The sequence below is a fragment of the Aeromonas lusitana genome (genome assembly GCF_002812985.1).
In the GTDB taxonomy this organism is placed as follows: Bacteria; Pseudomonadota; Gammaproteobacteria; order Enterobacterales; family Aeromonadaceae; genus Aeromonas; species Aeromonas lusitana.
Genome location: NZ_PGCP01000001.1, coordinates 150214 through 172661, shown reverse-complemented (window position 1 = coordinate 172661; position 22448 = coordinate 150214). Strand labels below are relative to the sequence as shown.

At 61.7% G+C, this 22448-nt stretch carries 21 protein-coding genes and 1 riboswitch; of the genes, 6 read left to right on the top strand and 15 right to left on the bottom strand.

Annotated elements, in window-relative coordinates; translation table 11 throughout:
* Positions 1-13: 13 nt before the first annotated feature.
* The gene (locus tag CUC44_RS00760) at positions 14-871 is read right to left on the bottom strand and encodes a helix-turn-helix transcriptional regulator (protein ID WP_167388731.1); all 858 of its coding nucleotides are present in this window, start codon (positions 869-871) and stop codon (positions 14-16) included.
* 120 nt (positions 872-991) lie between these two features.
* Between CUC44_RS00760 and CUC44_RS00755 the strand changes: the two genes are divergently transcribed.
* On the top strand, positions 992-2371 hold the full coding sequence (locus CUC44_RS00755; protein ID WP_100858097.1) for an MATE family efflux transporter: 1380 nt from the start codon (positions 992-994) through the stop codon (positions 2369-2371).
* A gap of 122 nt (positions 2372-2493) precedes the next feature.
* The gene (locus tag CUC44_RS00750; protein WP_100858096.1) at positions 2494-2742 is read left to right on the top strand and encodes a DUF2498 family protein; all 249 of its coding nucleotides are present in this window, start codon (positions 2494-2496) and stop codon (positions 2740-2742) included.
* Between the two features lie 90 nt (positions 2743-2832).
* Here the strand turns inward: CUC44_RS00750 and CUC44_RS21360 are convergent, their stop codons facing one another.
* Positions 2833-4332 carry a methyl-accepting chemotaxis protein gene (locus tag CUC44_RS21360; RefSeq protein ID WP_100858095.1) on the bottom strand — a complete coding sequence of 500 codons (1500 nt, stop codon included), beginning with the start codon at positions 4330-4332 and terminating at the stop codon, positions 2833-2835.
* Positions 4333-4543: 211 nt separating this feature from the next.
* Positions 4544-5674: a GGDEF domain-containing protein gene (locus CUC44_RS00740; RefSeq protein ID WP_100858094.1), complete on the bottom strand. Its 1131-nt coding sequence runs from the start codon at positions 5672-5674 to the stop codon at positions 4544-4546.
* Positions 5675-5918: 244 nt separating this feature from the next.
* Here CUC44_RS00740 and CUC44_RS00735 point away from each other — a divergent pair, with 244 nt between their 5' ends.
* The gene (locus CUC44_RS00735; protein WP_100858093.1) at positions 5919-7319 is read left to right on the top strand and encodes a nucleobase:cation symporter-2 family protein; all 1401 of its coding nucleotides are present in this window, start codon (positions 5919-5921) and stop codon (positions 7317-7319) included.
* 91 nt (positions 7320-7410) lie between these two features.
* The gene (locus tag CUC44_RS00730; RefSeq protein WP_100858092.1) at positions 7411-8127 is read left to right on the top strand and encodes a lipoyl protein ligase domain-containing protein; all 717 of its coding nucleotides are present in this window, start codon (positions 7411-7413) and stop codon (positions 8125-8127) included.
* 119 nt (positions 8128-8246) lie between these two features.
* Here the strand turns inward: CUC44_RS00730 and CUC44_RS00725 are convergent, their stop codons facing one another.
* Entirely contained in the window at positions 8247-9617 is a 1371-nt protein-coding gene (locus CUC44_RS00725; RefSeq protein WP_100858091.1) for an alanine/glycine:cation symporter family protein, read from the bottom strand.
* Between the two features lie 249 nt (positions 9618-9866).
* A riboswitch (glycine riboswitch) is annotated at positions 9867-9977 on the bottom strand.
* Positions 9978-10485: 508 nt separating this feature from the next.
* Between CUC44_RS00725 and CUC44_RS00720 the strand changes: the two genes are divergently transcribed.
* Positions 10486-11634 (top strand): type III PLP-dependent enzyme, encoded by a 1149-nt coding sequence (locus tag CUC44_RS00720; protein ID WP_100858090.1) that lies wholly within the window; start codon positions 10486-10488, stop codon positions 11632-11634.
* A gap of 151 nt (positions 11635-11785) precedes the next feature.
* On the opposite strand, the gene CUC44_RS00715 is transcribed toward CUC44_RS00720, so the two are convergent.
* From CUC44_RS00715 to yfcD, 3 genes are all read right to left on the bottom strand, one after another.
* Positions 11786-12754 carry a calcium/sodium antiporter gene (locus CUC44_RS00715; RefSeq protein ID WP_100858089.1) on the bottom strand — a complete coding sequence of 323 codons (969 nt, stop codon included), beginning with the start codon at positions 12752-12754 and terminating at the stop codon, positions 11786-11788.
* 124 nt (positions 12755-12878) lie between these two features.
* Entirely contained in the window at positions 12879-13352 is a 474-nt protein-coding gene (locus tag CUC44_RS00710; RefSeq protein ID WP_100858088.1) for a peroxiredoxin, read from the bottom strand.
* Between the two features lie 225 nt (positions 13353-13577).
* On the bottom strand, positions 13578-14066 hold the full coding sequence (gene yfcD / locus CUC44_RS00705; RefSeq protein ID WP_100858087.1) for an NUDIX hydrolase YfcD: 489 nt from the start codon (positions 14064-14066) through the stop codon (positions 13578-13580).
* Between the two features lie 207 nt (positions 14067-14273).
* On the opposite strand from yfcD, the gene CUC44_RS00700 reads away from it, so the two are divergent.
* The gene (locus tag CUC44_RS00700; RefSeq protein ID WP_100858086.1) at positions 14274-14489 is read left to right on the top strand and encodes a DUF1107 family protein; all 216 of its coding nucleotides are present in this window, start codon (positions 14274-14276) and stop codon (positions 14487-14489) included.
* Positions 14490-14585: 96 nt separating this feature from the next.
* On the opposite strand, the gene CUC44_RS00695 is transcribed toward CUC44_RS00700, so the two are convergent.
* The 8 genes from CUC44_RS00695 to bamJ form a co-directional block, all read right to left on the bottom strand.
* Positions 14586-15329: an amino acid ABC transporter ATP-binding protein gene (locus tag CUC44_RS00695; RefSeq protein WP_100858085.1), complete on the bottom strand. Its 744-nt coding sequence runs from the start codon at positions 15327-15329 to the stop codon at positions 14586-14588.
* A 96-nt stretch (positions 15330-15425) separates the two neighbouring features.
* The gene (locus tag CUC44_RS00690; protein WP_100858084.1) at positions 15426-16520 is read right to left on the bottom strand and encodes an amino acid ABC transporter permease; all 1095 of its coding nucleotides are present in this window, start codon (positions 16518-16520) and stop codon (positions 15426-15428) included.
* Positions 16521-16602: 82 nt separating this feature from the next.
* Entirely contained in the window at positions 16603-17790 is a 1188-nt protein-coding gene (locus CUC44_RS00685; protein WP_100858083.1) for an amino acid ABC transporter permease, read from the bottom strand.
* Between the two features lie 68 nt (positions 17791-17858).
* Positions 17859-18878: an amino acid ABC transporter substrate-binding protein gene (locus CUC44_RS00680; RefSeq protein ID WP_100858082.1), complete on the bottom strand. Its 1020-nt coding sequence runs from the start codon at positions 18876-18878 to the stop codon at positions 17859-17861.
* 521 nt (positions 18879-19399) lie between these two features.
* Positions 19400-19702, bottom strand: a complete 303-nt coding sequence (locus tag CUC44_RS00675; protein WP_100858081.1) for a DUF2845 domain-containing protein — start codon at positions 19700-19702, stop codon at positions 19400-19402.
* On the bottom strand, positions 19699-20712 hold the full coding sequence (locus CUC44_RS00670) for an ABC transporter permease (RefSeq protein ID WP_100858080.1): 1014 nt from the start codon (positions 20710-20712) through the stop codon (positions 19699-19701). Before CUC44_RS00670 ends, CUC44_RS00675 begins: the two co-directional genes overlap by 4 nt.
* Complete coding sequence (locus CUC44_RS00665; RefSeq protein WP_100858079.1) at positions 20709-21590, bottom strand: ABC transporter ATP-binding protein; 882 nt, start codon at positions 21588-21590, stop codon at positions 20709-20711. The genes CUC44_RS00670 and CUC44_RS00665 overlap by 4 nt, the downstream gene beginning before the upstream one ends.
* A 129-nt stretch (positions 21591-21719) precedes the next feature.
* Positions 21720-22331 (bottom strand): BamJ family beta-barrel-assembly machinery protein, encoded by a 612-nt coding sequence (bamJ, locus tag CUC44_RS00660; protein ID WP_100858078.1) that lies wholly within the window; start codon positions 22329-22331, stop codon positions 21720-21722.
* Positions 22332-22448: the final 117 nt, after the last annotated feature.

The window sequence follows — 22448 nt, the reverse complement described above, 5'->3', positions numbered from 1 at the left end:
TGCGTCACTAATTTCAAAGAGTTTGCACATCCGTTGCAAAAGGTTTGCGACCCAGTCGACGAAAGGCCCCCGGGGTCTGACCAGTGAGGCGACGAAAGCGGTTCGCAAAGTTCGCCCCATCGCTGTAGCCGACCCGGCTGGCGAGCTCGCCGAGGGGCCAGTTGGTGTAGAGCAGCAGCTGGCGCGCCTTGTTCATCCGAAGCTGGGTCAACCAGGCCATGGGGCCCATGCCAAACGCCTGCCGGCAGAGCCGATGCAGGTGCGGCACTGAGCAGGCCATCTGGTCTGCCAGCAGGGCCACGCTCCAGGGCTCGTCCAGACGCGCCTCCACCCGCCGAAACAGCGCCTGCAACCGCAGCTCAGGAGTGCCACGCACCTCCCCCTGCAAGGCTCTGTCAAGCAGCGCCAGCAGCAGGCTGAGCAGCTGGGGCTGCAGCGGCGATCTCACCCCCTCCCCCTGCATCAGGCTGAGCAGGTGATAGAGCTGCTCCCCCTCCTCCCCCTGCCAGATGCGATGACCGAGCCGGTGCAGGTGGCGCCAGCGCGGCACGTCGTCCAGCAGGATCCAGCTGGTCTGCCAGCGCTCCCCGGCGAGGCGCAGGCCACCGGGCACGGCAGCGGGCAAAAACACCAGGGCCCCGGCCGGTATGGGCTGCTCACCGCCGTCGGTGAGCAGGACGCCCCCCTCGTCGTGGCTCACCATCAGGATGTGGAACTCGGGCCGGTTGCGACGGATGAGGTAGTGATCCCGAATGTGGGAGAGACCGGTCAGGAAGATGCCCGCCTCGCCGAGCAGGGGCAGCCCCTCGCGCCCCAGCATGCGCTCATCGCAGCCGGGGGCGATTTCCAGACATTCGCTCGCAAAGCTCATGGCACCTCAACAAGATAGTTTTGCACAAGAAAACCGAGAGTCGCTCACAGTGGGTCTGCCCGGACTCGCGCCTATCATACCCTCGAAATATGTCATCTTTTACCAACCCGGTTAACAGATATGAATTATTGGCAAGCGATTTTAAAACAAACCACCGACCGCGAGTTCATGACGCGATTGTGGCGACTGGCCCTGCCGGTCTCGCTGCAATCCATGATGTTCTCCCTGCTGGGTCTCATCGACATCATGATGGTGAGCCAGCTTGGCACCACGGCCGTGGCGGCCGTCGGCTTGGGTAACCGGGTTTTCTTCTTCAACCTGCTGGTGATAGCGGGCCTCTCTGGCGGGGTCTCGGTGTTGGCGGCGCAATATTACGGCCGGGGGGATCTGGCCGGCGTACGCCGCTCCCTGGCGCTGGCGCTGGTCGGCGCCCTGCTGGTGAGCCTGCCGTTCGCCCTCATCTATGTGCTCTCACCGGGCAGCGTGCTCGGCTTTGCCAGCCAGGATCCCGAACTGCGCGCCCTGGCGGATGAGTTTTTGATGATCACAGGTGCCACCATCCTCTGCACCGCCGTGGTGGTGCCGCTGGAAGCGGCCCTGCGCTCGGTAGGCAACGCGGCGGCGCCGACCCGCATCGGCATCATCGCCATCATAACCAACGTCATCCTCAACTACGCCCTCATCTTCGGCAACCTGGGTTTCGAGGCCATGGGGGTCGCGGGCTCGGCCTGGGGCACGACCATCTCCCGTCTGCTGCAAACCGCACTATTGCTTCTCTATGTGCTGCGCCAGGAGTCCAGACTGGTGCCGCGCAAGCCGGACTGGCTGGCGGCCTTCAAGCGCAAGGAGGTGGTGCGCTTCACCCTGATCGCCCTGCCGCTGCTGCTGCACGACGGCCTCTGGGCCTTTGGCATGCTGCTGTATGGCTTCCTCTATGCCCATCTCGGCACCGATTCCCTGGCCATCATGACCACCCTCGGGACCCTGGAGAGCATTCTCATCTCCCTGTTCTTCGGGTTGGCGGTGGCCTGCTCCACCCTGCTCGGTCACCGGCTCGGGGCAGAGGAATATGATGCCGCATGGCAGCATTCTCAGCTGTTCCTGCTGCTTGCCCCCATAGGCGCCTTGCTGGTCGGCATCGCCGTCTGGCTGCTGCAGACCAATCTGCTACAGTGGGTGGGCAATCTGCCCCCGGAGCTGATGGGCGAGGCGGGTCAGGTGCTCGGCATCATGTGCCTCGGCATGCTGCTCAAGGTGTTCAACATGGTGGGCATCATAGGGGTGCTGCGCTCCGGCGGCGATGTGAACTACAGCATCTTCATCGACATCATCGGCATGTGGTGCATCGGCCTGCCGCTCGCCTGGGCGGCGGTCAGCCTGCTCGGCTGGTCCCTCTCCTGGGTGGTGGCCGTGGTCTTGCTGGAGGAGCTCTCCAAGGTGCTGCTGGTGCAGCGCCGCATTCGCCAGCGCCGCTGGCTCAAAAACCTGGTGATGGGCTGATGAGCGGGCAAAATGCGGGGTCACATCAATGACAGAAAAACCCTCTTTGCAGTATGCTGGGTCCCTCTTCAATCAGCGGCAGGGACACCATGCCCTGTCAGTAGTCGTTTAAGGAGACGAGCATGCAACCAGAAAAAGAGCTGATCACCGAGACTGCCCTGCTGGAGATGGCCAACGGCATCATCAAGAACCACGAGGACTTCATCCACGGCATGCACGCCGATTCGGTGGAGCAGAAGGGGGAGATCCTGGTGTTCAAGGGGGAGTTCTTCCTCGGCGAGGATGGCACCCCGACCGGCAAGACCATGGCGGTGTTCAACATGTTCAAGCTGCTGGCCCAGCAGTTGTCAGGCAAGTATCGCCTGCGTTAAGCGCCGCTCGGCCTTGCGAAGATGCCACCCCTGGGGTGGCATCTTGCGTTTCTGGCCCGCCAAGATGAGCGGTTCTGTCCCCTTGCTCGGCTACTCGTGAAAGGCCTTGCCGAGATTCTCCAGCCGGGCGGCCAGGGGCGGCAGGCACTGGCTGCTCTGGGTCAGGGCGCCTATGTTGCCGGCGTTGCACTCGGCAATCTGCTGTACCCTGTGCAGGCGCTCGCCTATCTCCACCGATACCCTGGACTGCTGCTGGGTGGTGGCCGAGATCAGGCCGTTGAAGCGGTTGATCTTGGTGATGTCGTCCGCCACCACCTGCAACATGCGAACCGCCGCCTGACTGGCCGAGACGCAGCGCTCCACCCCCTCCCGACTGAGGTGCATGGCGCTGGCGGCCTGCCGGCTGCCTTGCTGCAACTGCTCGATGATGAGCTTGATCTCGCTGGTGGACACGGACGTCTTCTCGGACAGGCTGCGCACCTCTTCGGCCACCACCGCAAAGCCGCGCCCCTGCTCGCCCGCTCGCGCCGCCTCGATGGCGGCATTGAGCGCCAGCAGGTTGGTCTGCTGGGCGATGTCGTGGATCACCGCCAGCACCTGGCCTATCTGCTCGCTCTGTTGTGCCAGGGACTGCACCGTCTGATCGGTATCATTGATGCTGGTCGCCAGCACCAAGATGTCTTGCCGGGTCTGATCCACCGTCTCTCGCCCCTTGCCCACCTGATCGCTGGCCTCGCCGGCGCACTGCAATGTGTGCTCCACGTGGCCGCCAATCTCCTCCATGGCCGTGAGCATCAGTCCCATGGAATCGCTCATCCGCGCCACCTCATCTAGCTGATGCTGGGCGCCCTCTTCCAGTGTGCTGCCCACCCGGGAGAGATCCCGGCTCAGCTCCCCCAGGCTGCGGCTGTCGCGCACCACACCGTCCACCAGGTTGGAAACCTGTTCGAGGAAGTGATCGAAGCGCTGCCCGGAGGAGAGCCTGACCTCCTGGGACGCCGCATACATGCCGGAACCCTTGTTGAGCTGATTGGCCGCCACCAGCACCTTGTCCAGCACCTCCTGGTTTTCGGTGGCATCCGCCAGGCTCAGGCTCGCCAAATAGATGAGGATCACGCTCTCCACCACCACGTAGAAGGCGTGCAGGAAGATCATGCCCCAGCCGCCGTGGGTCGCCATCACATAGACGGGGAAGCCGGCGTGCTGCAGCACATGAAACAGGACGTGGTGCACCGCGATCACCGCCGCCGCAATCACTATGGGCAACCAGTCCCGATAGAAGGTGAGCACCGCCAGCAACACGAAGATGCCGAAATGGATCTCGATGACCCCTCGCGCCTGATTGATGTGCAGCGCCGCCATCACCATCAGCCCGACCCCGATGAGGCAGCGCAGGGTGCGGGTCCCCGCCAGTACCCGGTAGAGGGCCGTCAGGACTAGGCAGACCGGCGCCCCTATGAGGGCGGTCTGTAGCCAGGTATTGTGCCAGAGCGCCAATCCAGCAGAACAAAGCAGCGTAAACCAGAGCAATCCCAGCATGATGCGATCGCCATTACGATAATGGCTGCTAAAACCGGCGGTTGTCGTCATGCACTCTCTCCTTGAGATCCCAACAATTTCACCCTGTAACAGGATAGAAGCCGCTTTCGTAGCCAATGACGAAACTGTTAATAATCTTGCGAATTGAGCGAAGATGGGGTCAAAGAAGACCCTTTTATGGGCTACAGGGTAGGAAGAGGGGATCCCGCCGGGGCAATCATGTCGAATGCCCGCGGCGGCGAATGCCAAGGAGTTAAATGCGTCAGGCCACGCTGGCGTTAATGGGTTTGCTCAGCAGGGCGCTCTCGTCGATGACACAGTTGCGCCCCGCCATCTTGGCCAGGTAGAGGCACTCGTCGGCCCGGTTCAGCAGCGCCTCTATGCCCTCACCGCGCCGAGCCAGGGTCAGGCCTATGCTCACCGTCACCTCCAGCAGCTCATCTGAGGTGGGACTCTTCACCAGCCGTGCCTCCACCGCCACCCGCATCCGCTCGGCCACCCGCTTGGCCTGGACCAGATCGCCGCACCCCGGCAACAGGATGGAAAACTCTTCCCCGCCGTAGCGACCGAGCACCATGCCGGGCTCCAGCTGCTCGCTCAGGGTCGCCGCCACCTCCTTGAGCACCGCATCCCCCGCCAGGTGGCCATAGGTGTCGTTGATGCGCTTGAAGCGATCCAGATCCAGCAGCAACACCACGAAGGGTTTCTGCTTGGCGAGCAGATTGGCCCTGGCCTGCTCGATCTGCTTCATCAGGAGCCGCCGGTTCATCATGCCGGTGAGCTCGTCCGTGGTGGACTCCCGGTAGAGCTGCAGCAGCATGTTGAGCTGACCGCACTGTACCCAGGCGCTCGCGACCGTGAACAGGGCCAGCAGCCAGACTTGGTTGAGGGTCTGCAGGCTCCAGAGCGGCTGCTCCGTCAACCACCAGTTGCCCGCCAGCATAGTGACCAGGATGCCCCCCGCCAGTTGCAGGCCGAGGGAGAGGGGGATGGGGAAGATGGCGAACAGGCTGATCAGCAAATAGGGGAAGGCCATGTAGCCCGCCTGCAGCTCCTGCTCGGAGCCGAAGGTGCGCAGGCAGATGAGGGAGAACAGCATCATCACCGCCATCAGATAGCCGAGGGCCAGTTTCATGCGCACCCGCTTGAAATGGATCAGATAAGAGAGGGGGATGAGCGGCGAGAGCGCCAGCAGGCAGAAGACACGGGCCTTGAGCAGGGCATCGAACTGGCTGGGGGTCAGGGTCAGCCAGTCCACCAGCGCCCAGGCGGGGAGCCCAATCATCAGCAGACAGGTCAGCAGCCGAAGGCGCACCGTCATGAAGCCCATCCGGGTCAGGGTAAAATCTTCGGAATGTGCCTTGGCACTCCAAAACTCCGACAACTTCAGCATCCAGAGTCTCCATATGACAACTGAGCGCTCATTCTACACCGTACGCACCGAGATGGAGCGCAACGGAGCAGATTTATCGCCCGAGGCCGCCACGCAAACCGGCAGATCATAATCACCGCGCGCAAACGTTTCAACCCATCCAGAAATAAACCGTTTCCTGCTCAATTAACGCTGGAAAGCCTCATTTCAATCACTACAATAGCGCCCAAATTTTCTCCCCCTCCCCACAAAATTTGAGGTATTTATGGAACAGGCTGCCGTTTCGCGCGCCCCCATCGCAGAGACACATCCCCCGAGGCGCCCCCACAGCGAGCTGGTCTACGGCATAGAGGAGGTCCCGCCTCTGCCCCAGACCCTGTTCGCCGCCCTGCAGCATATGCTCGCCATGTTTGTCGCCATCATCACCCCGCCCCTCATCATCGCCAATGCTCTCGGTCTCCCCGCCGCCGACACCCGCTATATCGTCTCCATGTCCCTGGTCATGTCCGGCATCGCCTCATTCATCCAGACCCGTCGCTTCGGCCCCCTCGGCTCCGGCCTGCTGTCGGTGCAGGGCACCAGCTTCAACTTCCTAGGTCCCATCATCGCCTCCGGCCTCGCTCTCAAGCAGGCGGCCATGCCCACCGAGGATCTGCTGGGCACCCTGTTCGGCACCATGCTGGCGGCGGCCCTCACAATCGTCGTGATGAGCCGCTTCCTGCACCTGGTCAAACGGATCATCACGCCGCTGGTGACCGGTATCGTGGTGCTGCTGATCGGCCTGACCCTGATAAAAGTGGGCCTCATCAGCATGGGAGGCGGCTACGGCGCGCTCGCCGATGGCAGCTTCGCGAGCCACACCAATCTCTTCCTCTCCCTGCTGGTGCTCGGCCTCATCGTGCTGCTGCAGCGCAGCCGCAACCCCTGGCTGCGCCTCTCCGCCATCATGCTCGCCATGCTGGTGGGCTACGCCGCCGCCCTGCTGCTCGGCAAGGTGAGCCCACCGACCTTCGAGGGTCCCCTGGTGATGGTGCCCATCCCGCTGCACTACGGCCTTGGCTTTGACTGGCAGTTGTTCGTGCCGCTCGCCATCATCTTCGTGGTGACGGCGCTGGAAGCCATCGGTGACATGACGGCGACCTCCGATATCTCCGGCGAACCCCTGGAAGGGCCCGTCTACATGGCGCGGATCAAGGGAGGCGTGCTGGCCGACGGTGCCAACTCCATGCTGGCGGCTGTCTTCTCCACCTTCCCCATGTCCACCTTCGCCCAGAACAACGGCGTCATCCAGCTGACCGGGGTGGCCAGCCGCCACGTCGGCCTCTTCATCGCCGCCATGCTCGCCCTGCTCGGCCTGTTCCCGGCGGTGGCGAGCCTGGTGCAGCAGATACCCGAACCCGTGCTCGGCGGCGCGACCATCGTCATGTTCGGCACAATCGCCGCCGCCGGGGTGCGCATCATCTCCCGCGAGGAGCTGGACCGCCGCGCCCTGATGATACTGGCGGTCTCGCTCGCCATGGGGCTCGGTGTCGCCCAGGTGCCCGAGGTGCTGCAACACCTGCCGGAGCTCGCCAGGAGCGTGCTCTCCTACGGCGTCGCCACCGGCGGCCTCACCGCCATCATCATGAACCTGCTGTTACCCAAGCGCAGCCAGGCCCACGCCTAATCCATTCCGACCAAGCCCCGCCATGCGGGGCTTTACCTACCTGCACACCACGGGTACTGTGCTTGGCAGCCTCTGCCTCAGGATGCCCTTCATGCCCTATACCCTGCTGCCTTCCCCACCCGCCAGCCATACCCCGGACCAGATATTGACCCAGGAGCAGCAGTGGCTGCGGGAGTGCGCCCATGACGGCCGAGCCCGTGCCCACCTCTGGCAGGGGCCCCAGTGTCTCATCGTCACCCGCAAGGACGTGCGTCTGCCCCGTTATCAGGCAGCCTGTGAGCGGCTCGCCGCCGAGGGCTGGCCCGTGCATGTGCGTGACAGCGGCGGCACCGCCGTGCCCCACGGCGCCGGCATCCTCAACTTGTCTATTATGCTGCCGCGCACCACCACGGATCTCGGTCACTACTACCAGCTGTTGGGGGCGCCGCTGCTGGCCCTGCTCGGGGAATATGGCCTTGAAGGCGGCTACGACTTTGTGCCCGGCTCCTTTTGCGACGGTCAGTACAATCTGGTGATCGAGGGCCGCAAGGTCACCGGCACCGCCCAGCGCTGGCTGGCGCCGGGCCAGACTCATCGGGGCGCCGTGCTGGCCCAGGCCATGCTGCTGGTGGCAGGCGACGTGGACGAGGGCACCCGGATGGCGAGCCGTTTTTACGAGTTGGCGGGCGGGGAGCTGCGCTTTCTCCCCGGCACCTCCACCACGCTCGCGCACGCTATCCGCTGGCAGGGTAGCGGGACCGAGCTGGTAAACAAGGTGCGAGCACGGCTGGAGAGCCTATTGAGCGAAGAGCCTCTCCCTTCACCCTGACCCTCTCCCAGTGGGAGAGGGAAGACGTCCTCCCTACTGCCGTTTATGCAAATGGCGCAGCAAATAAAAAAGCCACGACCTGGGTCGTGGCTTTTTGTTGGCATCCGGGGCAATCAGACTCAGGCAGCCTGCGGCTCGGGCTCCCTGTCGGTGTCCCGGCCGAAGTAGGCGCGGGTCTCGGCGATCACCACGTGGCGCAAGCCGATGAGACCGATGAGGTTGGGCACCGCCATCAGGCCGTTGACGATATCCGCCAAGAGCCAAATCATGTCCAGATGGAGGAAGGCGCCGCTCGCCACCAGCACCAGATAGATGAGGCGGTAGGGCTTGATGGCCTTGACCCCGAACAGGTACTCGGTGCAGCGCTCGCCGTAGTAGTTCCAGCCGAGGATAGTAGTGAAGGCAAAGAACAGCAGACCTATGCTCACCAAATACTGGCCGACCTGGGCATCCAGCCCCTGGGCGAAGGCGGCGCTGGTCATGGCGGCGCCGCTCAAGTCCCCGCTCCAGACCCCGGTCACCACCAGGGTCAGGCCCGTCATGGTGCAGATGATCAGGGTATCGATGAAGGTGCCTGTCATGGAGACCAACCCCTGCTCCACACAGGAATCCGTCTTGGCCGCCGCCGCAGCTATGGGGGCCGAGCCCAGACCTGACTCGTTGGAGAATACCCCCCGCGCCACCCCGGACTGGATTGCCAGCATGATGCCGGCGCCGACAAAGCCGCCGGTGGCGGCGTGGCCGGTGAAGGCGCTGTTGATGACCAGTAGTACCGCATCCGGCAGGGCGCCGGCGTTGTTCACCAGCACCCCGGCGCAGGCCAGGATGTAGAAGATGGCCATGAAGGGCACCACCTTGCTCGACACGCTGGAGATGGACTGGATCCCCCCAAGCGTCACCAGGGCGACGATCAGGGTCAGCACCACGGCGGTTGCCTCGCGGGGCACCGAGAAGGAGAGGCTCATGGCATCCGAGATGGCGTTGACCTGGGGGAAGGTGCCGATGCCGAAGAAGGCGACACCTATGCCGAACAGGGCGAACAGCTTGGCGAGCGGCTTGGAGCCGAGCCCCTTCTCCAGGTAATACATGGGACCACCCGCCATCTGGCCGTTGGCGTCCTGTTGGCGATATTTGACCGCCAAGAGGCACTCGGCGTACTTGGTGGCCATGCCGAACAGGGCCGCCATCCACATCCAGAACAGGGCGCCCGGGCCCCCGAGCTTGATGGCGGTGGCGACCCCGACGATGTTGCCGGTGCCGATTGTGGCGGAGAGCGCGGTGCAGAGTGCGCCGAAGCTGGAGACGTCCCCCTGCTTGCCATGGCCCTGATCGCGACCAAATACCAGCTTGAGGGCGAGGGGCAGGCGCACGATCTGAAGCAGACCCAGACGCAGGGTGAGATAGATACCGGTCCCGACAAGCAGGATCAGCAGGGGCGGACCCCAGACAAAGCTATCGATGGCGCTGAGCGCCGCTTGAATTGATGACATGCATCCTCCTTAAAAAACAACGATTAAGGAGGAGAAGGATGATCTTCCCATAGGTGTCGCGATCCCCAAAGGCGATCGGATGCGGGCCAAGAACGGGTTTACACTCTTACTGCGAGGCCGTGATCAAGGCTCATGTGCTGCTCAGAATCCTCATGTATTCACATACACTCCGGTTCCTGCGCTGCTCTTTACCTTGCTGACGACCTCTCGTGACAGCTCGTGAACAGTTCTAAGCTCAGGTACAACCATCCCATCCCCTCTGTCCTTTTGCCTGAGAGTTTCCGACCCCCGACTGCGATGCAGTCAGGATGCCTTGCTCCTTCGGCGCCCGATCTAACGGGTCTCTCCAGAGTATCGTCCAGTAGCAGTCCACACCGGTTGCCCGGTACCTGAAAGATTCACTTCTTCGGTGGATGGTCCCCCATCGCTCTCCTGCTACCTTCATCCGAACTAGTTTGGATTAGGAAGCGGGCATGGTAATCCAAAAACTGTGAGCTGTCTCGCACTAGCCCGGCTCTGCCTGCGCTTTTTTCCCGCGAAGCGATTGCGCCGACAAGATGTTAAATGCTCGTTACCTATCAATAAGTTAACGCACGATTCTCACACCGCCCCCAACAGACAGCCGACTGCGGGTTTTATATCGATAGCCTATTTCGTCTCGACCAGAAAAACTTGCCAACATATCCAATCAAAATGCTTGCACACAAACGCAATAAGCCGATAATCCCGCGCATAACTAAGCACTTTGCATTCAAGTTATGCACTGTGTCTGGTTGGTCCCTCCGGACCACTCGCCTGAGCCGGCCGTCGCCGGTTCAATCGCATAAGGCTTGGGCATATCGCGCCCCCTAAGGACTTTCAAAAGAGAATGAACGAGACCCTGGTCGCACAAGATTACCGTCAACTGGTTGAACAATTTGGCTCACCCCTGCTGCTGCTCGACAAGGCAGCCGTCCGCAAACAGTATCGGGCCCTGGTGGCCGCCCTGCCCGATGTGCGCTTGCATTATGCACTCAAACCCCTGCCCCATGAGGCAGTGGTCTCTGTCTTGAAGGAAGAGGGCGCCTGTTTCGATCTGGCGACCAATGGCGAAGTGGATCTGGTGCGCAGCCAAGGGGTTCGCCCGGGCCGTTGCATTCACACCCATCCCATCAAGCGCGACAGCGACATTCGCTATGCGCTGGAGTTTGGCTGCACCGTGTTTGTCTATGACAACCCGCTGGAGCTGGAGAAGTTCCTGCCCTACAAGGACGAGGTGAAGCTGCTGCTGCGGGTCAGCTTCCCGAACCCGGAGACCAAGGTCGATCTCTCCAAGAAGTTCGGCTGCACCCCGGAACAGGCGCTGCCGCTGCTGCAACTGGCCCAGGCCAAGGGCATCAAGGTGATGGGGCTGTCGTTCCACGTCGGCTCCCAGGTGCCCCACTCCCGTCGTCACGTGCAGGCCATCGACGCCTGCCGCGAGATCATGGAGCAGGCATGGGATCTCGGCCTCAAGCCCTGGGTGCTGGATATCGGCGGCGGCTTCCCGGTGGATTATGAGGGCGGCGAGTTCGACATCGACGGCTTCTGCGCCCCCATTCGCGAAGCGCTCGCCCGCTTGCCCGCCACCGTGCAGAAGATTGCCGAGCCGGGCCGCTTCATCAGCGCGCCGGCCATGACCTCGGTGGCCTGCGTGATGGGCAAGGCCCACCGCGGCGACAAGATCTGGTACTACCTGGATGACGGCCTCTATGGCAGCTATAACGGCCAGCTCTATGACCACGTCACCTACCCGGTGAGCACCCCCTACGCCAGCGGTGCGCTGCACAACGCCGTGCTCTCCGGCCCCACCTGTGACAGCGTGGACGTGATCCGGGACGGCATCATGCTGCCGGATCTGGAGATAGGCGAGCTGGTGGTCGGTCGGGTGATGGGAGCCTACACCTGGGCCTCCGCCTCCACCTTCAACTTCTTCCCCAAGGCCAGCATCCTCATCCTGGACAGCGCCCAGAAGCAGAAACTGGTGGCCGTGGCCTAAACCGCCACCGAGTGCACCAATAAAAAGGGGGAAGCCGATGCTTCCCCCTTTTTTATGTCAATCTGCAGGTCGATAAGGTCGGCGACCTATGGTGAACAGTGGCTAAATCAGCCTTATTTAACAGAATAAACGACTACTAATCTAACGCTTTTTAGATAAATTGACTGCCAAGCAGCCAGAATGTGTAGGCCACGAAGATGGCGAGCAACAAGCCCCCTTCCCAGCGGTTGATCCGCCCCTGCCCCTTGCGACCGAGACACATCACCAGCAGCAGCAGGGTCAGCCCCATCATCACGGACCAGTCACGGGACAGTACCATGGAATCCACATCGAGCGGCGCTATGCCGGCGGCGATGCCGACCACCGCCAAGGTGTTGAACAGGTTGGAGCCGAGCACGTTGCCGAGGGCCAGATCGTGCTCCTTCTTGCGAATGGCGATGAGAGAGGAGGCGAGCTCCGGCAATGAGGTGCCCACCGCGACTATGGTCAGGCCAATCACCAGATCGCTGATGCCGAGCGCCTGGGCTATGGTGACCGCGCCCCATACCAGCAGGCGGGAGGCCAGGATCAGCAGCACCAGACCCACGACCAGCCAGAGGATGGCGCTCTTGAGGGACATGCCCTCGCTGCTGATGTCGTCCTCGGTGTCCGCATCCAGGGCATCCCCCTTGCCGCGCATGCCGGCCCAGATGGACCAGCCCATCAGCATCAGGAAAACGGCGCCCAGGATCAGGGCATCCATGCCGCCCAGATGACCATCCATCAGCAAGGCGCCGGAGAGCAAGGTGATGCCGAGCAGTATGGGGATCTCTTTGCGCACCACCTGCGAGGAGACGGCGATGGGGCTGATCAGGGCGGTCAGACCCAGGATCAGGGCGATATTGGTGATGTTGGAGCCATAGGCGTTGCCAAGCGCCAGGCCCGGGTTGCCCTGGGAGGCCGCCAGGGCGGAGACCACCATCTCGGGGGCCGAGGTGCCAAAGCCGATGATCACCATGCCGATGAGCAAGGGCGGCATGCCGGCGTAACGGGCGGTCGCGGCGGCGCCGTCCACAAATTTATCCGCACTCCAGACCAGCAGCGCCAGTCCGGCAATCAGGGCAACAAAAGCCAGAGTCATATTCTTCTATTCCGTCCACTGCAAACACGAGAGCCAGGCGCTGTGCCTGGCTCCACCCAAAAGCGGGCCCAGTGTAGCGAGCCGACTTGCTATTTCAAGCGTTAATCAAACAATGATTAACATTTCACAGGGCCGCCAGCAGACTCTCTGCCCCCGACACCTCGAACTTGCCTGGCGCCTCCACGAACAGCTGCTGCACCACCCCATCCACGGCTATCAAGGCGAAGCGCTGGGCACGCAGACCGCCGAAGGCCCCTGTCTCCTTGGCAAGGCCGAGGGCCCGGGTCCAGCTGCTGTCCCCATCCGCCAGCATGGTGATGGCCTCGGCGTTCTGGGCAGCCTGCCAGGCCTTCATCACGAAGGCATCGTTCACCGACAGGCAATAAATGGCGTCGACGCCCTTGGCCTGAAACTCGTCCGCCAGCACCACATAACCGGGCAGGTGGGCGTTGGAGCAGGTGGGGGTAAAGGCGCCGGGCACGGCGAACAGCACCACCTTCTTGCCCGCAAACAGGGCCTGGGTATCCAGCACCTGCTTGCCATCCGGGGTGATGAAGGTAAATTCGCCCGCGGGCAGGGATTGGCCAACTGTGATCATGATGTCTCGTCCTTAAGTGGAGGGCAGGAGCCCCAGTCTACTCCAAGCCGGAAGAGGGGGACACAGGCCCGGCCTGCTGGTGATATCGCCAGATAGCGATGGCCTGCCGGGAGCCATGGAAAGTGCATTGGGCAGCCCGCACCGAACGGTTTGTCTCGCCAGCGAGGCAGCCCAATTGAAATAGCCAGCAGAGGACGGGGGATTGGGTCACTCACGCCGCTAGCCTCAGCCCAGCTGGCGAGCCTGCCAGGTTGAAATGGCCAACAGGGAATCAGGCGTGAATTCGGCGGCCCGCTCTGCTATCTCGACGAGGCTCATCCAGTGCACCTCGCTCACCTCTTCCGCCTGCAGTTGCAGCGGGCCCTGATAGCGACAACTGAACAGGCCACCCCAGACCCTGTACCCCTCCCCTTCGGCGTAGAAGGTACCAAAACTCTGCAGGGGCACATCAAAGATACCCAGCTCCTCCGCCAGTTCACGCCTGGCACTGGGCTCCATCACCTCGCCCTGGGTCACCACACCGCCGGCGCAGGCATCCAGCATGCCGGGGCAGAAGTCTTTGCCGAGGGTCCGCCGCTGTACCAGGATACGGCCCTCATCATCCAGCACCAGGATATAGCTGGCGCGGTGGCGCAGGTTCTCCCGCCGCACCCGGGCCCGCTCGGCGACGCCTATTACGCGATCTTGCTCATCTACTACGTCCACCCACTCCACGCGAGGCACCTTGTTAAGATCTTTTGATGAGCCGCAGTATATCGGGCCAGGACACTGCCACCGCACAACTTTTTCAACGATTCAGACACTCGGCATCCAGATCCAGGGTATGAGTTTATGGATTCATACAAACCTCTATCAAATGTCATATTAGTGTCACGAGACGACGGCATAGTGTGCCCTGTCCAAACAACGGGGTGTTTTGCCATGAAGGTGTTCAAGCAGTTGTCTCCTCGCCAGATTGCCCGCCATATCAAGAGCTTCCATCGAGGAAGTTTCATGGTAGAGGCATTGGGGCGATTCGAGTTTCAGGGTGGGGTCATCGATTTGAAGACGTTGAGCTGTCACCAGGCCTTGCGGCTGGCCCGGCAGATCAATCTGGCGGTGCGGGATCTGCGCACCACGGCCCTGTTGCCTGGCTGACATACTCCTTTCCGTCTGTAGTCTGCTTCCATGTACATTTTTGGCCCGCCGCTCACCGAGCGGGCGGGCCTTTTTCATGAGGAGGCAAGGCGGGATTCAATGCTGCAGGATCTGGGAGAGGAACAGCTTGGTGCGCTCCGACTGGGGATGGTCGAAGAACTGATCCGGCACGTTCTCCTCGATGATCTGGCCCCTGTCCATGAAGATCACCCGATCCGCCACTTGCTTGGCAAAGCCCATCTCATGGGTGACGCAAAGCATGGTCATCCCCTCATGGGCCAGCTCCACCATGACATCCAGTACCTCCCGCACCATCTCGGGATCGAGCGCCGAGGTGGGCTCATCGAACAGCATGACTTGCGGGTTCATGCACAGGCTGCGTGCTATGGCCACCCGCTGCTGCTGACCGCCGGAGAGCTGGCCCGGGTACTTGAGGGCCTGCTCCGGGATCCGCACCCGGCGCAAGAAGGTCATGGCGATCTCCTCGGCCTCCTTGCGCGGCAACTGCTTGACCCAGATGGGGGCTAGGCAGCAGTTTTCCAGCACCGTCAGGTGCGGGAAGAGGTTGAAGTGCTGGAACACCATGCCCACCTCCCGGCGTACCGTCTCTATGTTCTTGAGATCCGAGGTGAGCGCCGTGCCCTTCACCAGGATGTCGCCGCTCTGGTGCTCTTCGAGGCGGTTGATGCAGCGGATCATGGTGGACTTGCCGGAACCAGACGGGCCACAGATGACTATCTTCTCGCCCTTGCTCACCTGCAGGTTGATGTTACGCAACACATGAAACTCGCCATACCATTTGTTGACGTCTCTGAGTGCAACCACTGTGTCCATCGTCATTTTGAAGCTACTCCTGCTACTCGTGGTCGTTCCACTTGCTGTCCATGAAAATCGCCATGCTTTGCCGTCGCCATTGTCGTCATCGTTAACCTGCTCCTAATGCTTGTGGCCCGTGTTGAGCTTGCGTTCCAGATAGATGGAGTAACGGGACATGCCGAAACAGAACATCCAGAAGATCATGGCGATAAACACATAGGCCTCGGTCGAGAAGCCAAGCCAGGCCGGATCCGCCAGCGCCACCTTGGAGATGGCGAGCAGGTCGAACAGGCCTATGATCAGCACCAGACTGGTGTCCTTGAACAGCGAGATAAAGGTGTTCACCAGGGAGGGAATGGTGATCTTGAGGGCCTGGGGCATGATGATGAGCCCCATCACCTTCCAATAGGAGAGCCCGAGCGCCTCCCCCGCCTCGTACTGCCCCTTGGGGATCGCCTGCAGGCCACCGCGCACCACCTCCGCCACATAGGCCGACTGGAACAAGATGATGCCGATGAGGGCGCGCAACAGCTTGTCGAGCTCCACCTCGCTGGTCATGAACAGTGGCAACATGACGGATGCCATGAACAGCACAGTGATGAGCGGTACCGCCCGCCAGAACTCGATATAGACGGTGGAGAGGCTGGAGATGACCGGCATGTGGGAGCGACGCCCCAGTGCCAGCAAGATCCCGAATGGCAGCGCGACGGCTATCCCCACCACCGCCAACACCAGGGTCAGCATCAAGCCGCCCCAGCGGTTGGTCTCCACGACCTCGAGGCCGGCGCCACCGTGGATCAGCAGGAAGGCGATGACCGGAAACACCAGCAGGGTGAACAGTGCGAGCCAGCCCTTGCGCGGCGTACGCGGCCAGATCAGCAGCGCCAGCAGCACCGCCAAGCCCACAAAGGCCAGGTTGATGCGCCAATACTGATCCCCTGGGTAGAAGCCGTAGAGATATTGGCCGAGCCGGCTCTCGATAAAGATCCAGCAGGCGCCCCCCTGCACACAGTCGGCACGACTGCTGCCCTGCCAGGTAGCCGAGAACAGCGCCCAGTCCAGGGCCGACCAGATGAGGGGCAGCAGCAGGTAGGCCAGTACCAGGGTCAGCAACCCATTCCACCAGTTGGGGAACAGATTCTGCCGCAGCCAGGCCAGCACACCACGCCGGTTGTCCGGGGGCGGCAGCGCCTCTTGCAACTCATTCACATGCATACGGCCTCCCCATGACTATTGGAATACAGCGAAGCAAGCTGACGGTCCTCTATTCCTCGTTGTTTCATCGACATAAGACCTCCTAGCGCTCGACCAGCGTCATCTTGCGGTTATAGATGTTCATCAGCACCGAGGTGGTGATACTGATGAGGAGATAGACCCCCATGGTCATGGCGATCACTTCAATAGCCTGCCCCGTCTGGTTGAGAGTGGTGCCCATGAACACCGAGACCAGATCCGGGTAGCCGATGGCGGTGGCCAGGGACGAGTTCTTGGTGAGGTTCAGGTACTGGCTGGTGAGCGGCGGTATGATGACCCGCATCGCCTGCGGAATAATGACCAGTCGAAGCGTCTTGGTGGGGGATAACCCCAGCGCGGAGGCCGCTTCCGTCTGCCCCTTGCTGATGGCTAGGATGCCGGAGCGCACTATCTCGGCGATGAAGGCCGCCGTGTAGATGGTCAGCGCCAGCAGCAGCGCCGCGAGTTCCGGCAAGACCGTCAACCCGCCCCGGAAGTTGAAGCCCTGCAGGGTCGGGACGCTCCAGGCAAGGGGGCTGCCCACCAGCAGGAAGGTGATAGCGGGCAGCAAGACGACGAGCCCCAGGCTGCAGCTCCAGACCGGGAACATCCTGCCGGTCAGCTCCTGACGGCGCGCGGCCCAGCGGCGCAGGCCCCAACTGATCAGCAGCGCCAGAAGCAAGGCCCACAATACATAGCCAAACCCCTCCTCAAACAGCGGTTTGGGCAGATAGAAACCCCGCACATTGAGGAAGGCGAGACCGCCAAGCTCCACGCTCTCGCGGGGGGATGGCAGGGTGCGCAGCACAGAGAAGTACCAGAAGAAGATCTGCAGCAGCAGCGGAATGTTGCGAAACGTCTCGATATAGACAGTCGCAATCTTGGCCACCAGCCAGTTGCTCGACAGCCGAGCCACCCCGAGCACGAAGCCCAGCACGGTAGCAAACAGGATGCCGAGTACAGAGACCAGCAGGGTATTGAGCAGACCTACGACAAAGGTGCGACCGAAGGTATAGGTCTCGTCGTAGGGGATCAGGCTCTGCAAGATGCCGAACCCGGCGGTGTTGCCCAGAAAATCGAACCCAGTGGTGATGCCACGGGTCGCCAGATTGGTCAGGGCATTGTTGATGATGTAGAACAGAAAGGCGAGAACGGCGGCGATGGCCAGACACTGGAACACCAGCGCCCGTACCTTGGCGTCATACCACCAGCGGCCCTGTTCCTTCTTATGGTTTGATGCATGTAACGCCATAAGGATGACTCCGACAAAGCCAAGGCAAGGGGAAAATGGGGGGTCAGGCCCCCCGACTGCTCATCGACTCAACGAATGGGCGGTGCGTACATCAGGCCACCCTTGTTCCAGAGTGCGTTGATGCCGCGATCGATCTTGAGGGGAGAGCCCGCCCCCACGTTGCGATCGAACGACTCGCCGTAGTTGCCAACCTGTTTGACTATGTTGTACGCCCACTTGTCATCCAGCCCCAGCACGGAGCCCTTGGGCTCTTCCAGCCCCAGCAGACGGCGAATATCCGGGTTGGTGGATTTGAGCATCTCGTCCACGTTGGCGCTGGTCACCCCGGCTTCCTCGGCGTTGAGCATGGCGTAGAGACTCCAGCGCACCACCTTGAACCATTGCTCATCCCCCTGGCGCACCGCCGGGCCCAGCGGCTCCTTGGAGATGACTTCGGGCAGTACCAGAGCCTCTTCCGGCTTGGCCAGCTTGATCTTGAGGGAGTAGAGCTGGGATTGATCCGAGGTCAGCACATCGCAGCGGCCGGCCTCGAAGCCCTTGACGGTCTGGTCTGAGGTATCGAACACCACAGGGGTGTATTTCATGCCGCCGTTGGCACGGAAATAATCCGCCAGGTTGAGCTCTGTGGTGGTACCGGACTGGATACAGACTGCCGCGCCATCCAGCTCCTTGGCACTCTTGACCCCGAGGGATTGTTTGACCAGGAAGCCCTGACCGTCGTAGTAGTTCACCCCGGCGAAGGTGAGGCCCAGAGATCCATCCCGGGTCAGTGTCCAGGTGGTATTGCGCGACAGTAGATCCACCTCGCCGGATTGCAGGGCGGTGAAGCGCTCCTTGGCGGTCAGGGAGACATATTTGACCTTGGTGGCATCCCCGAGCACGGCAGCGGCCACGGCGCGGCACACGTCCACATCCAGACCGGTCCAGGTACCCTTGGCATCCGGGTTGGAGAAACCGGGCAGGCCATCGCCAACCCCGCACTGCACGAACCCTTTCTTCTTGACCGCATCCAGGGTGCCGTCGGCCCAAACATTGGCTGCCGCCAGCGACAGCACTATCACCATACCCACCTTGTGTATCTGCTTCATGTCACTCTTCCCTGTGGTTTGATTCGAGTTGGCACCCTAAATCCAACAAGATGCCAGCGTTTTCCCTACTTTTTTGCAGCTTATCCAGCCGGTGAAAAACCTGTCAATCGGTGCAACCGAGCCCAATTCTGGTGCAGCAGCACAAAATGTTCGAACTGGCCGATAAACACCTTATGAATAAAAAATAGACCCTTATTTCCAAAATAGCCTGCTGCCGGAGGCCATTCGCACTGTGAGGATTATTTTTGAAGAAAAATGGGGCCGCACCGAGATGGGGCAGTGAGATCTGCGGTCAACTGACTCATTAGGCTCATGTTTCTGCCATCATGCCCCGGTTTTGGGAGTGGTGTTCCCATAGAGAGCGCTCCTGCCCCTGGAGACACAACGCCATGAACAATGCAAATCGGGATGGGGGGCGGAGGCGGGAAGAGGTGGGTATAGAAGTGGGTAAAAGGCTTTGAAGAGGCACCAGCACTGGCCTCCCATGAGTGGCCCGGCTTGTAACCTGCTGCTATGGCAACTCAGCCGCCGCGGGGGCCATCCTCGATCTCGGTGATGACGCCGTTCTCGACGGTGACAAATTGCATGAACTGGTTCTTGCCAAAGTTGTAGGTCCAGCGCTCGGCATACTTGACCGTCATCCGGGCACCGAAGCCATTCTCCTCGTAGCGGGTCAGATCTTCCTTGAGCATGGGCTGACCGCAGCGGATCAGCAGTTCGGCAGTGGTATCTCCCTCGGTCAGGAGCGCACTCTTGCAGCGCAGGGTGCCGGCGCTCACCGGCAGTGCGGCAACCAGCAGCAATAACCAGCAGACTGACTTCATTTTGCACTCCATTTGAACATCGCAGAGCCCAGCACCACACACACCAGGGCGAATAGGATGACCTGGACCAGTGGCCCTGCCACCTGCTGCCAACCCGCCCCCTCCAGCATCACGGCACGGGCCGCCTCGATGATCTGGCTCAGTGGCAACCTGGCCCCGACCGCCTGCAGCCAGGCAGGAGACCCTTCCAGCGAAAACCAGACGCCGGATAAGAACATCATGGGCAGGCTGATGAGATTGAGCAAACCGCTCGCCAACTCTTCATTCTGGATGCGGGCAGCGATGAGCAGACCCAGGGATGCCATGGCCGCGCCCCCCACCAGGGCTATCAGCAGCAACAACCAGCCCGACCCCAGCAGGGGTACATCCAGCAGCCAGTAGGCCACCAGAAACACCAGCAGGCTCACCACCAGGGTGATCAACACCCGTGACAGCAGCTGGGCACAGAGAAACTCGGCGGCGGAGAGCGGGGTCGCCCGCAATCGCTTGAGCACACCGTTCTTGCGGTAGCGTACGATGACGAAGCCGACCCCGAACAGACCGGAGAACATCAGGTTCATGCCGATCACCCCAGGCAACAGCCAGTCACCGTAGCGGATGGCCTGTCCGCTCAGGCTCTCCTTCACCAGCGGCAGGAACACAGTCTGGCGCAACAGATACTCAGCCATGGCCCCCTGAGGCGCGTCCGGGTTGACCCAATAGTGGCCACGGGCGGGCGAGAGCAGCAGATCCAGCTGATGGTGGCGCACCTTGAGCTGCCCCCTCCCCTCGTCGTCATAGGGGATAAGCTTCAGCAGTGGAATGGCGTGCAGGGGCTGATAGGCAGGGCTCAGCTCCCCCAGCACCCCGATTTGCACCAGGGGTTTGGGGGGGCCGGAGAAGATGAGAGAGAAGCCGATGACCAGCAGCAGCGGGAACGCCAGATTCCACACCAGCGCCGCCCTGTCTCGCACAAACTCCAGGTTGCGGGCGTAGAAGAGCGCGCCGATACGCTTGATGGCGCCGTTCATGAACCGCTCCTCAGGCTGTGGCCGGTCAGGTGCAAGAAGAGATCCTCCAGATTCGGGGATCGCACCTGCATGCCGGTGAGCGGCACGCCCAGGCCGAGCAGACGTGGCAGCAGGGCCGCCACGTCCGGGCAGGTCAACTCCACCTGATCCCCATGCCGTTGCAGGGGATGGCCCAGGCTGACCAGCGCCGGGTGATCCGCGAGGCGCACCAGCACACCGTCGAAGTGGCGGGCCAACAGGGCCGCCGGGGTATCCAGGCTGAGCAGATGACCGTGATCGACGATGGCGATGCGATCGCACAGCTGCTGCGCCTCGTCCATGTAGTGGGTGGTGAGCACCACCGTCTTGCCCTGAGCCTTGATCGCCTCGATACGCTGCCAGAAGTGGTGACGCGCCTGGGGATCCAGTCCAGTGGTGGGTTCATCCAGAAACAGCAGCTCGGGATCCCCGAGCAGGGCCAGCGCCAACAGCAGCCGTTGACGCTGGCCGCCGGAGAGCTTGCGGCTGTCCCGATCGATAAACTCGCCGAGGGCGCACAGCTCGATGAGCAGGTCACGCGGCAAGGGGTTGGGATAGAGGCTGGCGAACAGGCGCAGGGTGTCGCGCACCGTCAAAAAATCCTGCAGTGCCGTGTGCTGAAACTGGATGCCGACGCGGGAGCGATAATCGGCGCCGCGAGGAGCTCCATGAAACAGGATCTGGCCGCCGTCCTGGGTGAGGATCCCCTCCAGCAGTTCTATGGTGGTGGTCTTGCCCGCCCCGTTTGGTCCGAGCAGGCCGAAACAGCTGCCGGCGGGAATGGCAAAGCTGAGCCCGTCCACCGCCTTGACGCCGGGGAAGTGCTTGATGAGGTCGACGACTTCGATGATGGCAGCCATGGTCTCTCTCCCTGAGCTGACCTGACTATATCCAAAACCCCGATGTCTGCACATTGCCCACGTCGGCTAACCAAAAACAAACGGCGACCCTGAGGTCGCCGTTTGTTTTACGTGGTCAAGCCAGCTGGATCACAGGATGTCCAGCAGCTCCACTTCGAAGACCAGGGCGGAGTACGGCGGGATGGAGCCGGCACCGCGAGCACCGTAAGCCAGATCCTGGGGAATGAACAGCTTCCACTTGGAACCAACCGGCATCATCTGCAGCGCTTCAACCCAACCGGCGATCACGCCAGTGACCGGGAATTCGGCCGGCTCGCCGCGAGCGACTGAGCTGTCGAACACGCCACCGTGGGTGAAGGTACCGTGGTAGTGCACGCGCACAGACTGACCGGCCACCGGCACGGCGCCATTGCCTTCTACCATGACTTCATACTGCAGACCGGAATCGGTCACTTTCACGTCGGCACGCTTGGCGTTATCGGCCAGGAAGGCTTCGCCATCGGCAGCGGCTGCCTTGGCGACGGCTTCCTGCTCTTCCTGCATGCGGGCGGTGATCACCTGGAAGGCATCGTTGATATCGTCACGGCTGACCGCGAACTCCAGACCATTGAGGGCATCTGCCAGGCCTTGTTGCAGGGCCGGGATATCCAGGCCAGCGAAGGCTTGCTGCGCCAACTGATCACCCATGTTGCGGCCGATGCCATAGCTGGCCTTCTGTTCGATAGAGTCGTATTGGGACATTGAGATATGGCTCCAGATCCAAGTAATAAAAATGCATGTAAAAAGAGACGGGATGATATCAGACTTTTGCACCGGGTGCTGCGGGCGGCCATGTTGATTTCCCCGCCTCTGGGAGAG